11 protein-coding genes are annotated in these 15,927 nt (G+C 38.6%); 3 read left to right on the top strand and 8 right to left on the bottom strand.

All coding sequences use genetic code 11. The features are described from left to right. The first annotated feature begins 41 nt into the window (after positions 1 to 41). Positions 42 to 2,171, top strand: a complete 2,130-nt coding sequence (gene recQ / locus ACAN52_RS12920) for a DNA helicase RecQ (RefSeq protein ID WP_378955292.1) — start codon at positions 42 to 44, stop codon at positions 2,169 to 2,171. Positions 2,172 to 2,233: 62 nt separating this feature from the next. On the opposite strand, the gene ACAN52_RS12915 is transcribed toward recQ, so the two are convergent. From ACAN52_RS12915 to ACAN52_RS12900, 4 genes are all read right to left on the bottom strand, one after another. Next, positions 2,234 to 4,138: an ABC-F family ATP-binding cassette domain-containing protein gene (locus ACAN52_RS12915; RefSeq protein WP_378955291.1), complete on the bottom strand. Its 1,905-nt coding sequence runs from the start codon at positions 4,136 to 4,138 to the stop codon at positions 2,234 to 2,236. Positions 4,139 to 4,256: 118 nt separating this feature from the next. After that, positions 4,257 to 5,471, bottom strand: coding sequence for an EAL and HDOD domain-containing protein (locus ACAN52_RS12910; RefSeq protein WP_378955290.1), 1,215 nt, complete (start codon positions 5,469 to 5,471; stop codon positions 4,257 to 4,259). 183 nt (positions 5,472 to 5,654) lie between these two features. Beyond that, positions 5,655 to 7,025, bottom strand: coding sequence for a sodium-dependent transporter (locus tag ACAN52_RS12905; protein ID WP_378955289.1), 1,371 nt, complete (start codon positions 7,023 to 7,025; stop codon positions 5,655 to 5,657). A 178-nt stretch (positions 7,026 to 7,203) separates the two neighbouring features. Continuing rightward, positions 7,204 to 10,971: a phosphoribosylformylglycinamidine synthase gene (locus ACAN52_RS12900; protein WP_378955288.1), complete on the bottom strand. Its 3,768-nt coding sequence runs from the start codon at positions 10,969 to 10,971 to the stop codon at positions 7,204 to 7,206. Positions 10,972 to 11,070: 99 nt separating this feature from the next. Here ACAN52_RS12900 and ACAN52_RS12895 point away from each other — a divergent pair, with 99 nt between their 5' ends. Beyond that, on the top strand, positions 11,071 to 11,952 hold the full coding sequence (locus ACAN52_RS12895; RefSeq protein ID WP_378955286.1) for a LysR family transcriptional regulator: 882 nt from the start codon (positions 11,071 to 11,073) through the stop codon (positions 11,950 to 11,952). A gap of 6 nt (positions 11,953 to 11,958) precedes the next feature. On the opposite strand, the gene speD is transcribed toward ACAN52_RS12895, so the two are convergent. The 4 genes from speD to ACAN52_RS12875 form a co-directional block, all read right to left on the bottom strand. Continuing rightward, a complete protein-coding gene (speD, locus tag ACAN52_RS12890; protein ID WP_378955285.1) occupies positions 11,959 to 12,786 on the bottom strand; it encodes an adenosylmethionine decarboxylase in 828 nt (275 codons plus the stop codon). 276 nt (positions 12,787 to 13,062) lie between these two features. Next, entirely contained in the window at positions 13,063 to 13,449 is a 387-nt protein-coding gene (panD, locus tag ACAN52_RS12885) for an aspartate 1-decarboxylase (protein WP_378955284.1), read from the bottom strand. A 1-nt stretch (position 13,450) separates the two neighbouring features. After that, a complete protein-coding gene (gene panC, locus ACAN52_RS12880; protein WP_378955283.1) occupies positions 13,451 to 14,299 on the bottom strand; it encodes a pantoate--beta-alanine ligase in 849 nt (282 codons plus the stop codon). Beyond that, positions 14,296 to 15,177: a Rossmann-like and DUF2520 domain-containing protein gene (locus ACAN52_RS12875; protein WP_378955282.1), complete on the bottom strand. Its 882-nt coding sequence runs from the start codon at positions 15,175 to 15,177 to the stop codon at positions 14,296 to 14,298. Before ACAN52_RS12875 ends, panC begins: the two co-directional genes overlap by 4 nt. 358 nt (positions 15,178 to 15,535) lie before the next feature. On the opposite strand from ACAN52_RS12875, the gene ACAN52_RS12870 reads away from it, so the two are divergent. Beyond that, positions 15,536 to 15,886, top strand: coding sequence for a DUF4870 domain-containing protein (locus ACAN52_RS12870; RefSeq protein WP_378955281.1), 351 nt, complete (start codon positions 15,536 to 15,538; stop codon positions 15,884 to 15,886). Positions 15,887 to 15,927: the final 41 nt, after the last annotated feature.

The following is a 15,927-nucleotide window of genomic DNA, read 5'->3' as shown; positions in this document are numbered from 1 at the left end:
ACACTCCCTTACTGTAAAAATAAATTCCAGGAGAGAAACATATGCTAAATGCTGCCTTAAAAATACTCAAACAACATTATGGATATTCCACTTTCAGACCAGGGCAAGACCAGATTATCACGAGCTTGCTCCAATATAAAGACACTTTGGCTATTATGCCAACTGGGGCTGGTAAATCCCTATGCTTTCAAATACCCGCCCTGCTGCTTCCTGGTATCACCCTCGTTGTGTCACCTCTTATTTCTTTAATGAAGGATCAAGTTGATGCCCTTGGAGGTCTGGGAATCCCCGCCACATTCATCAACAGTTCATTGACTCTCTCTCAAGTCAATGAGCGCATCTATAAAGCGCGCTGTGGCCACTATAAAATTATCTATATTGCTCCAGAACGTTTAGAGTCAGAAGCATTTCAATCAGCAATCAAATCTCTAACCATATCCTTATTGGCCATTGATGAAGCCCACTGTGTCTCGCAGTGGGGTCATGACTTTCGGCCTAGCTATCGTGGAATTGGTGCCTTTATTCGCTCCCTCACCAGCCGACCAATTATCGGCGCATTTACGGCAACAGCTACAACAAGCGTAACAAAAGATATTATTGCCCTCTTATCACTCGATAAACCTGATATCTATATGACTGGCTTTGATCGTAAAAATTTATCCTTCACAGTTGTCCGTGGTGAGAACAAACAAGACTTCACACTTAAATATATTAACGAGAATAAAGATCAATCCGGGATTATTTACGCTGCGACTCGTAAAGAAGTCGATAATCTTTATCTATTATTACAAAAAAAAGGCTACTCTGTAGGAAAATATCATGCTGGTCTTACGGACAATGAGCGTCAGCACTATCAAGAACGTTTTATCTATGACGATATTGGCATCATGGTTGCCACCAACGCTTTTGGTATGGGGATTGATAAATCCAATGTTCGTTATGTCATTCATTATAACATGCCCAAAAGTATGGAAGCCTATTATCAAGAAGCTGGTCGGGCGGGCCGAGATGGAGAAAAAAGTGAGTGCATTTTATTATTTGGCGCTCAAGACCCTTTACTTCAACGTTACCTGATTGAACAAACTACCGTTGAGTTAGAACGAAAATCTCATGAACTCAATAAGTTACAAACCATGGTTGATTATTGCCACACACCAGAATGTTTACGCAAATTTATTTTAAATTATTTTGGCGAAAAGAAAGCAGAGACCGAATGTGATAATTGCAGTAATTGTAATGACGACAACGAGCTTACTGATATTACTCTTGATGCCCAGAAAATTTTCTCCTGCATTATGCGTATGAAAGAACGTTACGGTACCACCCTCGTCGCCAGCGTGCTAAAAGGTTCTAAAGATAAAAAAGTACTGCAACTAGGATTTGATAGTTTATCAACCTATGCCTTACTAAAAACCTATACTCTCCAAGAAATCCGCGATTCGATTAACCGATTAATCGCTACAGATTATCTGGCCTTAACCGATAGCGAATATCCAGTTGTCAAACTCACAGGCAAAGCCGCTACCGTATTAAAAGGACAAGCTAAAGTCTGGCAAAAAGTACCGCGCCGTCCACAAAAAATCACTGCTGATAACTCTTTATTTGAAACATTACGTGCCTTACGTAAAGAAATTGCTGATCGAGAAAAAGTACCACCTTATCTCGTCTTTGCGGACAGTACTCTAAAAGAAATGAGCGAGTATTGCCCAACTGATCGTAACGGACTCTTATCCATTAAAGGAGTTGGCGAAGTTAAACTTACTAAATACGGTCAGGAATTTTTGACACTCTTACAAAATTATGCACAGAAAAATGCCATTAAATCATCGAGCCCTTATCTTGAAACAAAACAACTTGCTGAGAAAGTACAAGAGCCTCCCAGTCATATGATTACCTTAGAAATGTATCACGCTGGTCATTCCTTAGAGCAAATTAGTCAAGAACGAAAATTAAAACTCCTTACTATACAAGATCATCTAGTACGCTGTAACACAGAAGGACATACTGTAAACTGGGACGCCCTCATCCCATCCCAATATGAACAACTTATTCTACGCACAATCAACGAACTTGGTGCTAGTAAATTAAAAATACTCAAAGATGCCTTACCGGAAGAAATCGAATACACTGCCATTAAAGCCGTCCTCTGCAAATATAACTGCGGTCATTAAAAAATCTACAATGCTGAGAATAAAAAGAGAGATTAAAACTCTCTTTTTTTGTCGTCTACCCCTTACGATTGTCCGATTTCTTCAGCCAATTCATTTAAATACGTCCATCGTTCGAGTAGTTCCTCTAATTTTTTTTCAAGTTCCTGTTGCATGCCCGTTAGCTCCTGAAGCAAAGTAAAATCACTGCCCGATGTATTCATACGATTACCAAGCACCTTAATTTCATCTTCTACACTGGCAATCACAGCATCAATTTCTGCATATTCTTTCTGTTCTTTGAAAGTAAACTTACGAATACGCTCTTTTGGTTTTTCACTTGGAAATTCCTTACTTTCGACTATTTTTCCTGCCCCGCCATCATCGGCGGCCTGTAGAGCAACAGCCTGGGAATAGTCAGAATAACCGCCCACGTATTGTTTAATCGAACCATCACTTTCAAAGGCAAATACTTTCTCAACCACACGATCCAAAAAATACCGATCATGAGAGACCACAATAACAGCCCCTGGAAAATCATCTAAATAATCTTCTAGAATCGTCAATGTTTGAATATCTAAATCATTTGTCGGTTCATCAAGTAATAATACATTAGGTGCTGCCATCAAGACTCTCAGTAAATATAAGCGTCGTTTTTCTCCCCCCGATAATTTACTAATGGGTGTCCATTGCAAATCTGGGGGAAATAAAAACCGCTCCAACATTTGGGAGGCAGTAATCGTACCACCATCGGCAGTCGGTAAAAAATTAGCTTCCTCTCTAATATATTCAATCACTCGTAACTTTTCGTCCATATCCCCATTTTCTTGTGAGAAATAACCTATTTTTACAGTTTGGCCAATTTCCACAAAACCATGATCAGGTAGGATTTTCTGTGTGATTAGATTGAGCAGGGTCGACTTGCCACTACCATTTGGCCCTACAATCCCCATACGATCATCACGAAGGACAATGTAGCTGAAATCTTCAATTACAGTCCGTTCACCAAAAACCTTACTTACATGATCTAGTTCGACAATTTTACGACCCAAACGACTAGCTCCTGCCATAATTTCTACTTTATCTTGACTTAAATCAACTTTTTCAGCACTAAGTTGTTCAAAACGATCAATTCGTGCTTTTTGTTTCGTCGTCCGAGCCTTAGCCCCTCTGCGCATCCATGCTAATTCATTTCGGAGCAGATTCTGCCGTTTATTTTCACTGGCTTCTTGATCAGCTTCACGCTGCATTTTGAGTTCCAAAAAATTACTATAGTTACCCGTATAACTATATAAATGCCCCTTATCGAGTTCTATAATCCGATTGACCACTCGATCTAAAAAATATCGATCATGGGTAATGAGCAATAACGCCCCTCGACGTTTGTGCAGATACCCTTCTAACCAAGCCACTGTATCATTATCAATATGATTCGTTGGCTCATCGAGTATGAGTAAATCAGCAGGATGTATCAAGGCTCCTGCCAAAGCAATCCGTTTGCGCTGACCGCCGGATAAATGCCCCACTTGTGCTGAAAAATCCGTAATTCCAAGTTTCGTCAAAATGCTCTTGGCTTCACTTTCAAGTTGCCATCCGTTTAACGCATCCATTTGTTGACTCAAAACAATGAGTTGTTTTTGCAATCCATCATCATTAGGACAACGCATAGCAGCAAGCAATCCCTGTTCATAGGCTCTCAAGACCTTCATCAATGGCGAATAACCTTTAAACACTTGCTCTAATACAGTATCTTGGGGATCAAAATCAGGATTTTGGGCTAAATACTGAACCTCGACAGCATTTCCAACCATCACCTTTCCCTCATCAGCTTCCTCGATACCAGAAATGATTTTAAGAAAAGTTGATTTTCCAGTACCATTTACACCAATTAAACCAATTTTATCATTTTCATCAATGCCAAAAGAAATCTGGCTGAATAGGGTCTTCATTCCATAGCTCTTGGATAAGTTTTCCGCTGATAATATATTCATAGTTAATCCTCTCACAAACAAAATCTTACTCTTACCATTATACCTAATGATCACAAGTATGCAAAATAGAAAGAACGACTCTATTTAACTAGAATCGTTCTTTTATCTAAAAACTTCCTTAATGCTCAATATTTAATTCCCATATCACAGCGTCCATATACATGTTATTTACTTCTCCACTCGTTATATTTAACTTTCGGCAATAAGTCTCATACACTTCCCAATTGCCTTGTTCATAAGCAATCACCATTTCAAGAATGGATGTTAAAACACTAGGTTTGCGGAGGAGGGCAGCTACAATATCATCACTCAAGGGCAGTTCACTTAAAAACTTCTCCATTGTGCGATCAAGTAAGGCATCTGCCAAAGAGAGCATCCCAATTAAAAATGCAGTACTTGTCTGGCCTCTAAGACGTAGCCGGGCAGCAATTAATTCTGCGAAACGGCCACGAATAATTGCTGTAATCAGTAATTCGTTTGGTTTATCAGCACTGAGTCCTTTTAACAGTACCAAAGTTACAAATTTTTCCATATTCTGTTTTCCAAGCATCGTTAAGGCTTGTCGCACTGAATTAATTTTAGTGCGAATCCCCATAGCTGCCGAATTAACATATTTCAAAATTTTATAAGAAAGAGATACATCTCTCTGGATAATCCGTTCAAGCTGATCAAAACCAACCAAGGGATCATTTAGTTCTTTCAGCAGTTGAAAATAAACTAACCGATTTCCTTGAATATCTCGAGTATTTAATACCACTGGCTTACAGAAAAAGTAGCCTTGAAACAGAGAATATCCCCATTTCATTGCTTGAGCATATTGATCATAACTTTCCACTTTCTCTGCAAGAAAAATAAGATCTTTTCTCTCTTGAAAGCGTTTAGGTAGAGCTCGACACTCAGTGGGCGAACTTAACAGAAAATCTACTTTTATAATATCGGCTATCGCAATAAAGGGATCAAATTTAGTATGATAAACAAAATCATCTAAAACAATTTTATAACCAGCTTCTTTCAGTCTTTTACATGCGAGCAGACATGTTTCGTCTGGTTCCACCGTTTCTAATACTTCAATGGCAATGTCCTTATTGGGAAGAAAAGTCATCACATCATTAATTAACATTTTACGTGAAAAGTTGACAAAGGCTGGTTTTCCCCTTGTCAATTCTTGCAAGCCGATCAAGAACATACCATTGACTAATACGCTAGATGTGGCTTCATCTGGATCAAAGGCAGAAGAATTATCCATAGAAATTCTCCTAAACAAAAGTTCATAACCATATATTTTTAAATTAATATCAAAAATAGGTTGACGTGCAATGATACATTCTGACATACTTTCCCCCTGATCACCGACTGACTTTTTACGGTTCTCATTCTTATCTTCTGTTCTTTGACATTTTCGACAGGTACATCTTTTTTCCTGCATATTCAGTCAAACGAATACGTAAGGATCCTACTTTTAGACATAATAAGAACCTCCGTATTTATAACGGAGGCTCTTACTCGAAATATTAATCTAAAACTTGAGTATTCCTATGGAATTTAAAAATACCACAATCAATAGTAAGGGAGTTACATAACGAATGAGAATAAAGTACACATTCACTAATTTAGCCATTTTCAATTTACCATGATTAGATAATTCAGCAACAACTTCTTCATGTTTAATGGAATACCCCATCATCAAGGCAATCAATAAACCGCCAATTGGCAATAAAATATTCGATGAAATATAATCAAATAAGTCGAAAAATCCCATACCAAAAAAAGTGATATGTCCGAGTAAGCTCGCTTTATCAACTGATAACGTAGCCAATACCCCAACAATAGCAATCAGCACTGCACTTAGCACTGTTGCATTTTTCCTCGATATACCTCGTTCCTCAGATAAATAAGCAACAGGTACTTCTACCAAGGACAACATCGCTGTTGTTGCTGCAATAGCCGTCAGGAAGAAAAAAGCCACCAACAAGACACTGCCAAAAGGAATTTGAGAAAAAACTAAGGGGATAGTCATAAATAGGAGTCCAGGACCAGCACCTGGCTCCATACCAAAAGAAAAGACCGTTGGAAAAATCGCAATCCCCGCGAGCATCGATACTAAAGTATCCGATAAAGCCACTTTTACAGCTGTACTAAACATATTATTATCTTCTGTAAAGTAGCTGCCATAAGTCATCATCGTCCCCATACCAAGGGAAAGTTTAAAGAAAGCCAATCCTAATGCAGCAAGCACTGCCGTTGCCGATAATTGACCAAAGTCAACATGGAACAAGAAGTTCATTCCTTCTGCCGCACCTGGTAATGTTAACGCTCTAATATCACAAATAATAATGAGTACAAATAATAAGGGCATCAATGTTTTTGTGATCTTTTCAATTCCTTGTTTTACACCCATCGCCAAAATTGTCGATACAACTACAAGTACAACAACTTGCCAAATAATTGGTGATACAGGTCCCATAATGACTGCACCAAATTGAGCTTTCGCCGCTTCCATGGTCACGCCTACAAAATCACCTTTTACTGCTTTAAAGAGATAATAGTATACCCAGCCAGCAACACAGCTGTAGAAAAACATAATGATGTAAGCGGCGGCAACACCCATAATACCAATACTCTTCCATGCCGTTTTGGGTTTTAACTGTTCCAATGCACCCACTGCATTTTTTCGCGTTTTGCGACCAATATAAAACTCACTCAGCATAATTGGTAAACCAACAAATAAAATACATAAAAAATAGACCAATAAAAAAGCCCCGCCACCATTTTGACCTGTCAAATACGGAAATTTCCAAATATTCCCCAATCCAACTGCCGATCCCAAGGTTGCAAAAAATACTGCTAAACCCGAAGAGAATGTCTCCCTATTTTTTATTTTTTCCATGTAGAACACTCCTATTTACTTTACTAACATATTTCCAGACTCATTATACTCTATTCATTCATGGATTGTACATCATTCTGTTTTTATTTTTTTTTAACTTATACTGTTTTACTTAGAAAAAAAGAGGAAATCACTTATTATATACTATAAATAGTGATTTCCTGATTTTATATTCTCTTTATTTAAAATATCCAATTCCAGCGGCAAATAATTGTTGATCTTTACGACCAGGTACATTTTTAATGACATCTTGCCCAATCCGTTCTGAATGGCCCATTTTCCCTAAAATCCGACCATCAGGGCTAGTAATACCTTCAACAGCATCAATGGAGCCATTAGGATTATAGCGGATATCATAGGTAGGACAGCCACTTTTATCAACATATTGACTGGCAATTTGACCATTTTTTCGCAAGGTTTCAAGTAAGACTGAACTTGCAACAAAACGTCCTTCGCCATGAGAAGCAGGAATGACATATACATCATCTAACTGTACATTATTAAACCAAGGTGAAAGTTTTGATACCACTTTAGTTTCAACCATACAAGAAATATGTCGTCCTATTTTGTTATATGTCAGCGTTGGACATTCTGGCGACAAATCTACAATTTCACCATAAGGTACCAATCCAAGTTTAATTAATGCTTGAAAACCATTGCAAATACCAAGCATTAGGCCATCTTGCTGAGATAAAAAGGCACTGACGGCTTCTTTAACTCTTGGATTTCTAAAAATCGTCGCAATAAATTTACCTGAACCATCTGGTTCATCTCCAGCGCTAAAGCCACCCGGCAGCATAATAATCTGGGATTGATTGATTCTTGTCACCATTTCAGAAATGGATTGTTCTAAAGCTGCTGGCGTAAGGTTGCGGATGACCATGGTATCCACAGCACCACCTGCCATTTCAAAAGCACGAGCTGAATCATATTCGCAGTTTGTCCCTGGAAATACAGGGATAAATACACGAGGTTTAGCAAAACTATGATGCGTTTTTTTGGAACTCTGATGGCTGACTGGAGTTTGTTTTGCCTCTTCTGTAATCACACCTGCTTGAGTTGGGAAAACGGACTCAAGGGGCTCCTCCCAAGCGCTCTGGGCAAGAGAAAGATCAATTTTACAACCATTAACCTCTAAAGACGCCTCTTCTTGTGTATGACCAAGTACTGTATATACCATATCACCAACAAGTTCTTTAATCTCTGCACCAGCTGGGATTTCCAACACTAAGGAACCATAATGAGGAGCAAATAATTCTTTTGCTTCAATGTTCTGTCCAAAAACCATGCCTATGCCATTACCAAAACTCATTTTACTAATGGCTGCTGCGAGACCGCCTATTTTTACAGTATGAGCAGCGATGACTTTCTCTTGTGCAATTAACTGAGTAATTTTATCATAATTTTGACCAAGTACTGCAAAATCAGGTAATTCATCTTCATTCCGAATCAAAGGCACTAGCACAACTTGGCTGCCTACTTGTTTAAACTCTGGAGAGATGACAGCTCTGGCTTTGATCACATTAACAGCAAAAGCCACTAAAGTCGGAGGTACGCTCAATTCTTTAAAAGTCCCTGACATACTATCTTTACCACCAATGGCCGCAATACCAAACTGTTGTTGGGCATATAAGGCTCCAAGCAAGGCACTGAAAGGTTTACCCCATTTTACAGCATCCGTACCGAGTCTTTCAAAATACTCTTGTAGTGTCAGCTTAATGCCATGATAATCACCACCCATGGCCACAACTTTAGCAACAGCTTCTATAATGGCATATACAGCACCATGGAAAGGACTCCATGTCGATAGCTTAGAATCATAACCATGAGTCATCAGCGTCGCTGTGTTGGTGTTCCCTTTCACTAGAGGAATCTTGGCGGCCATTCCTTCTGCAGGTGTCGATTGAAACTTACCACCAAAAGGCATTAAAACGGTACTTGCGCCAATCGAGCTATCAAACATTTCAACTAAACCTTTTTGACTGCATACATTTAACTGACGTAAATTATCAAGCCAAGCTGCTTTTAGATCAAGTACTTCAGGTACTGTTGTTTTAAAGTAGTTTTTCTCTTCACAAGGAGCTGTGACTGTAACTTTTGTTGTCTGTTGTATCCCATTTGTATCCAAAAATTCACGGCTCAGATTGACAATGGCTTGTCCTCGCCAAGTCATGATGAGTCTTCCTTCATCCGTTACTGTAGCAACAACAGTCGCTTCTAAATTTTCCGCTTCAGCATGAGCAATAAAGTCTTGTACATTTTCAGGAGCAACAACAGCCGCCATACGTTCTTGGGATTCCGAAATGGCAAGTTCCGTACCATCAAGACCTTCATATTTTTTTGGCAGAGCATCAAGATTAATCACCAAACCGTCTGTCAGCTCACCAATGGCCACAGCCGCCCCACCTGCACCAAAGTCATTACAACGTTTAATCATAACACTGACTTCTGGACATCTAAACAGTCTTTGCAATTTTCGTTCTGTCGGTGCATTCCCTTTTTGTACTTCAGCACTGCAAGTTGCCAATGATTCTTCAGTATGCTCCTTCGAAGATCCTGTCGCACCCCCACAGCCGTCACGACCAGTTTTACCACCAAGAACAATCACTACATCGCCAGCTACAGGACGTACTCGCACAACATTTGCTTTCGGAGCTGCAGCAATGACAGCGCCAATTTCCATCCGTTTGGCAAGGAAACCTTCATCATAGACTTCCGTTACATGTCCCGTTGAAAGACCAATTTGGTTACCATAAGAACTATATCCATGAGCAGCTCCTACGGTTATTTTGCGTTGTGGCAGCTTACCAGGTAATGTATCTTCAATTTTTGCTCGCGGATCTCCGCTTCCAGTCACACGCATGGCCTGATATACATAAGAACGACCTGATAAAGGATCACGAATAGCGCCACCTAAACAAGTCGCAGCACCACCAAAAGGTTCAATTTCCGTCGGATGATTATGGGTTTCATTTTTAAACATGACCAACCATTCTTCAACAACCCCATCCACATCTACAGGTACAACAATGCTACATGCATTAATTTCTTCAGACTGATCAAGGTCACTGAGCAACCCTTGCTGCCTTAAATCTTTCATGCCCATGATCGCAATATCCATCAGACAAATATCTTTTACCTTATCTTTATACACCCTGGCGCGTGCCTGTTCATATTTTTCATAAGCCTGAGTAATGGGTTTTGTAAAATGTCCTGCTTCAATTTCTATATCCTCAAGGATCGTGGCAAATGTCGTATGACGGCAATGATCAGACCAGTAAGTATCCAGAACCCGCACTTCCGTAATCGTTGGGTCCCGGTGTTCAGTATCTCTAAAATATTTTTGGCAAAAAGCAAGATCCATAATCCCCATCGCCAGTCCCATATCTTCGAGCATTTCTTCCAATTGTTTAGAATCTTTATCAATAAAACCTTTAATGACAGCTACATCCTGAGGATTTTCAACACTCAAGATAAGACTCTCAGGTTTGTCTAGTTTTGCTTCCCGTGCTTCAACAGGATTGATGGTATATGCTTTTATCTTTAAAAGTTCTTCATCTGTAATAGAACCTTGTAAAATGATCACTTTGGCTGTCAGAATGGATAACCGTTCTTTTTGTGTCAATAACTGTACACATTGAGCTGCCCAGTCTGCTCTTTGGTCATACTGGCCAGGTAAATATTCGACTGCAAATACCCGATCTTCTCCATTCACCGGTAATACTTCATCGTATACATCATCGACAGTCGGTTCTGATAAGATAATGTGCTTGGCTTCAGCATATTCTTGATCAGTCATATCTCCTATATCATAACGATTGATAATACGTACAGCATTCAATCCTTGTATACCTAAATTATGGGTGAGATCGGCATACATACCTTGGGCTTCCACTGCAAATTCCGCACGTTTCTCAACAAAAATTCTTTTAACAGTATTTGACATCAAACTGCCCCCTTATCGTTTTCATATTACTATTGTAGTATAATAACATTGTTAATAATAATTAATAATTCTAATACTACCTATTAGGAGTGATTATATATGGATGTGAATTTTGAATTATATAAAGTATTTTATTATGTTGCTAAATATTTAAGTTTTTCACTCGCAGCAAATGAGCTTTATATCTCCCAATCGGCCGTAAGTCAATCCATCAAACTATTGGAAGAAAAATTAAATACCAAACTATTTGTTAGAAGTACCAAACAAGTTCACTTATCACCAGCTGGGATACTGCTTTTCACCCACGTTGAACAAGCCTTCCATTTTCTAAAATTAGGCGAACGTAATATCAATGAACTTCATTCCCTTGAACAAGGAGAATTAAAAATAGGCGCAAGTGATACCATCTGCAAATATTACTTACTTCCTTATTTTAAGCAATTCAATCACCTTTATCCCAAAATTAAAATCAAGGTTATTAATCGTCCTTCCCCTGTGTGCGCTGAGTTATTAGTAAAAGGTCTCGTTGATATCAGTGTTGTGAACCTTGACCATGATCATACTTATCCTAATATGACCGTGAGTAAACGTAAGCTTCTTCATGATGTATTTATTGCCAGTTCTGCTTTTGCTCATCTTCAAAGTCAAGTCTTAAGTCTCGAAGACATTGCAGACTTACCCTTACTGACTTTAGAAAAAAACACAACCACGCGACGATTTTTAGATGCTCTTTTTGCTCAGCAAAATATTGTTTTTCAACCAGAAATCCAACTCGGCAGTGTCGATTTATTAATCGAATTGGCTAAAATAGGACTCGGTATAGCCTTTGTCAGCCGTGAATACATACAAAAAGAACTGGCTGACAATCAGTTATTCCCCCTTACGCTCACGACAAAGATTACGCCACGTGAACTTGGGATTATTACTCATGATTGCCTGCCAGTTCCTCTTGCAGCACAAAAATTTATTGAATTGTTATAATCAATTTTATTTTACTTTAGGGATATTACGACCAGAAAATATTTCAGACATTTCTTTCTTGACTCGTTGCTTGATTTTTTTCTTTTCACCAGGTAACAGTTCTCTTTTTGCGGTCCCAAATAAGTAGGTATCCAGGTCAAATTCTTTTAAGATCATTTTTGTATGAAAAATATTTTCTTGGTAAACATTCACATCAATCATTTGATAGAGTTCTCGGGTATCATGGTGAATATAGTTTTGAATGGAATTTATTTTATGATCAATGTATAGTTTTTTTCCATTAATATCCCGTGTAAAACCACGCACCCGATAATCGATAATTGCAATATCTGAATTAAAACTATTGATCAAATAATTTAAAGCTTTAAGTGGTGAAATCTCACCGCAAGTCGAAACATCAATATCAGCACGAAAGGTACTAATCCCCTTGTCAGGATGACTTTCAGGATAAGTATGCACCGTAATATGACTTTTATCTAAATGGGCAACGACTGCATCTGATTTAGGCATCGGTAGTTCATTTTCCTCTGCACCATCTTCAGTTTCAACTACCTCAGTAGCATGCCCTTCTGAAATGAGCATAGTCACGCTAGCTCCTTGGGGATCATAGTCTTGTTGAGCAATATTTAAAATGTTAGCACCAATCATCCTTGCGACTTCCGTCAGAATCCGCGTCAGTCGCTCAGCATTATATTCTTCATCAATGTACTTTATATAGTCCTGACGATGTTCTGGACTTGTCGCATAGCATATATCATACATGTTAAAACTAAGCGTTTTTGTCAAGTTATTAAACCCATATAACTTTAACTTTTTGATTGATTTTATTTCCATCGCTCTCTCCCTACTTTGTTGTGTCAAATTTTAATATGCCCTAACTAGTATTGTATTATAACAGATTAAGATTTTTCCCTTTTCCACTTTAGCATTCATACTATACTTCTGATAGTACATGATAACCTATTTTTTTTCTACTGTAAATATATGAACTCTGCAAAGATTATGATGCCCCAATCCTTTAAAAAACAAAGGTTTATAGCCTTAGTAATTATGATCTACATAGAAGCAAAAAAAGTGGACTTAACCTCGCGAAAGGTCAAGTCCACTTTTTTATTTATAAATCTCACCATGAGTCTCTTTACAACGTATTTCAGCGATTTTATTATCCCCATCGACCATGACTACTCGTGGAGTAAAGTTTCGGCCTTCTTCTTCTGTCATTATCGCATAAGCAATAATAATGACTTTATCACCAGGTTGAACCTTACGAGCAGCTGCACCATTTAAGCAAATAACCCCTGAATCCTTTTCCCCTTTTATGACATAAGTCTCAAAGCGACTTCCATTATTATTATTCACAATCTGTACTTTTTCATTAGGGATGATTCCTGAAGCCTTTAGTAAGGTTTCATCAATGGTGATACTTCCCATGTAATTAAGATTAGCCTCCGTTACAGTTGCACAATGAAGTTTTCCTTTTAAGCATGTAATAAACATATTATTTAACCTCCAAAATTGTATTATCAATTAAACGAGTTTTGCCAATGCGAACAGCAAGTGCTAATAAAGCCTTATCCTGTAACACACTGATTTCCTGGAGTGCAGGGTAATTAAAGATTTCCACATAATCACACTCTGCGAGCTTTTCTGTTTGGATTTTTGCTATGACCTCGGATCGTATTTTTTCAATATGATACTCCCCTTGGGCAACAAGTTCTTCAGCAACTTTCAAACTACGAGACAAGATAAGTCCTGCTTGCCGTTCCTCGGCTGACAAGAAAGCATTACGTGAACTCATGGCTAAACCATCTGCTTCTCGTACAATCGGTACGACTTCTAAACTTACATTCATATTAAAATCAGCTACCATACGTTGTAATACGAGTACTTGTTGTGCATCTTTTTGCCCGAAAAATGCTTTATCAGGTTGAACAATATTCAGTAGTTTATTGACAACTGTCGCCACACCACGAAAATGTCCTGGTCTAGAAAGCCCACAGAGTTTTTCTGTAATACCCTCAATTTCAATAAAACTAGCATAACCAGCAGGATACATTTCCTTAGCTTGAGGATGAAAGATAACCTCTACGCCTGCACTGGCTGCAGCCTGACTATCACCTGTCAAATCTCGTGGATATTTTGCGAAATCTTCATTAGGGCCAAATTGAGTAGGATTCACAAATATACTGACCACCACAATATCACAAGCTTGTTTAGCTTGACGCATTAAAGTAAGATGTCCTTCATGCAAAGATCCCATCGTAGGTACTAAGGCAATACTTTTACCTTCTTTCTTAGCTTGTTTAATAAAATGACGCATCTCTTCAACTGTTTCAATAATTTTCATGATACTCTCTCCATTCTACAAGTTAATAGTTCTTTCACGACTTTAGCTTGCGTCTCATTTACACTACCTTTTTCTAAGGCAACACCTAAGGTATATCGTCCAAGTTCAGCGTATAAGGTCTTTTCTTCTTTATTCTCAAGCGCAGCTAAATGGAGGGCAATCGTATTTACATCCCCCCGACTAATCGGTCCCGTCAACGCTTCTGTTGGTCCTAGATGCTGTATATTACTGATTGTTCCCTTTACCAAGGGCATGAGCGCTGCTGCAGCTTGCTGAGGTGACAAGCCAAATCCAGTATAAATTTGGGTAGCCCAATGCATTAATGACACAAAATAATTAGATACAATACAGGCTGCACCATGATAAAGTGGCCTGTCCTTATCTGAAATAATAAAACTTTCCCCACCAAAATCTCTAACAATTGCTTGGGCCAATTCAATAACCTTCTCATCCCCACCCAGTGCAAAATAAGTATTAAGCACAGCATCAACGGAGCTCTGGGCATCAGCAAAGGACTGCAATGGATGCATACTTCCAGTAAAAGCCCCCACATCCCTTGCTGGGTTCAGTATGTCCACTGATACTCCTCCAGAAGTATGAAGTACAAACTGCCCTGCTCTAATTCCTCCATCTTGCACAATTTGCTCAATGACTTGACCGATACAACGATCTGGTGTCGTAATTAAAATAAGATCTGCATAGAGTGTAATATCTGCCGCCCTTGTTGTTGCTACAACATCAAACTCTTTCGCTAGCTTACTTGCTGACTCAAGTGTCCTACTGGCGATCCCAGCCAGCTCGTACCCTTGTTTATAAAGTGCTTTAGCAAGTACACTTCCAACTTTCCCAGCACCAATAATAGCGACGGTCCCTTTCATGATCATCTCTCCCGTATATCATTTAACTAAAAGATTGTAAAATAAAAAGCCCTCCGGTACTTGACCGAAAGGCATAGCTATCCTTGCTACCTCCCGTCTCAGTCCATTACACAGATCTAAGCGGATACTCAAAAATTAACTTGTTTCATTAAATCCCTTCTATCCTACGCATTTACTTTTTTACGGTATGGTTCATGTGATACCACCCTAAGTAACGATGATTTAGATAGATTACTTTGATCATAACACAAGCTATATTTTAAAGACAAGTTTTTTTTAAAAAGATATCGTCCCACCGAGTAATCATGCGTATACAAAAAAGCTACCCTAGGATAAAATATATTTAGGAGGTGTTTCTATGAATGGGATCACAGGGGAACAAAAATTCCTCGGGATTTTAGCTCATATCTCTTATTTTCTTGGCGGTTTAGGATTCATTACTGCACCACTCGTCATATTTTTATTAAAAAAAGATGATCCTTTTGTCTATGAACATGCTAAACAGGCACTTATTGCCCACGTATCGCTACTCGCCGTCTCTTTCATTGTCGGAGCTTTTTGTATGCTACTTATCGGTGTATTATTGCTTCCTCTAATTGGCATTCTATGGGTTATACTGTTCGTCACTTCGATACTCGGTGCCATAAAAGCTCTCAACGGTGAAGAGTATCAATATCCCTTCATTCAAAGATTCGTTAACAAGCTCTAATACTCCTTCGTTGTTCGATTCAAAGCCTTCAATCATTGATT

The organism is Pelosinus sp. sgz500959 (genome assembly GCF_042610375.1).
Classification (GTDB): Bacteria; Bacillota; Negativicutes; order DSM-13327; family DSM-13327; genus CTSoil-075.
The sequence above is the reverse complement of the archived record's forward strand: the minus strand, read 5'-3'. Positions and strand labels throughout refer to the sequence as shown.

Excerpts from the sequence above, each read along its gene's own strand:
- recQ (WP_378955292.1), top strand. The coding sequence starts at position 42 with ATGCTAAATGCTGCCTTAAAAATACTCAAACAACATTATGGATATTCC.
- ACAN52_RS12915 (WP_378955291.1), bottom strand. The coding sequence starts at position 4,138 with ATGAATATATTATCAGCGGAAAACTTATCCAAGAGCTATGGAATGAAG.
- ACAN52_RS12910 (WP_378955290.1), bottom strand. The coding sequence starts at position 5,471 with ATGTCAGAATGTATCATTGCACGTCAACCTATTTTTGATATTAATTTA.
- ACAN52_RS12905 (WP_378955289.1), bottom strand. The coding sequence starts at position 7,025 with ATGGAAAAAATAAAAAATAGGGAGACATTCTCTTCGGGTTTAGCAGTA.
- ACAN52_RS12900 (WP_378955288.1), bottom strand. The coding sequence starts at position 10,971 with ATGTCAAATACTGTTAAAAGAATTTTTGTTGAGAAACGTGCGGAATTT.
- ACAN52_RS12895 (WP_378955286.1), top strand. The coding sequence starts at position 11,071 with ATGGATGTGAATTTTGAATTATATAAAGTATTTTATTATGTTGCTAAA.
- speD (WP_378955285.1), bottom strand. The coding sequence starts at position 12,786 with ATGGAAATAAAATCAATCAAAAAGTTAAAGTTATATGGGTTTAATAAC.
- panD (WP_378955284.1), bottom strand. The coding sequence starts at position 13,449 with ATGTTTATTACATGCTTAAAAGGAAAACTTCATTGTGCAACTGTAACG.
- panC (WP_378955283.1), bottom strand. The coding sequence starts at position 14,299 with ATGAAAATTATTGAAACAGTTGAAGAGATGCGTCATTTTATTAAACAA.
- ACAN52_RS12875 (WP_378955282.1), bottom strand. The coding sequence starts at position 15,177 with ATGAAAGGGACCGTCGCTATTATTGGTGCTGGGAAAGTTGGAAGTGTA.
- ACAN52_RS12870 (WP_378955281.1), top strand. The coding sequence starts at position 15,536 with ATGAATGGGATCACAGGGGAACAAAAATTCCTCGGGATTTTAGCTCAT.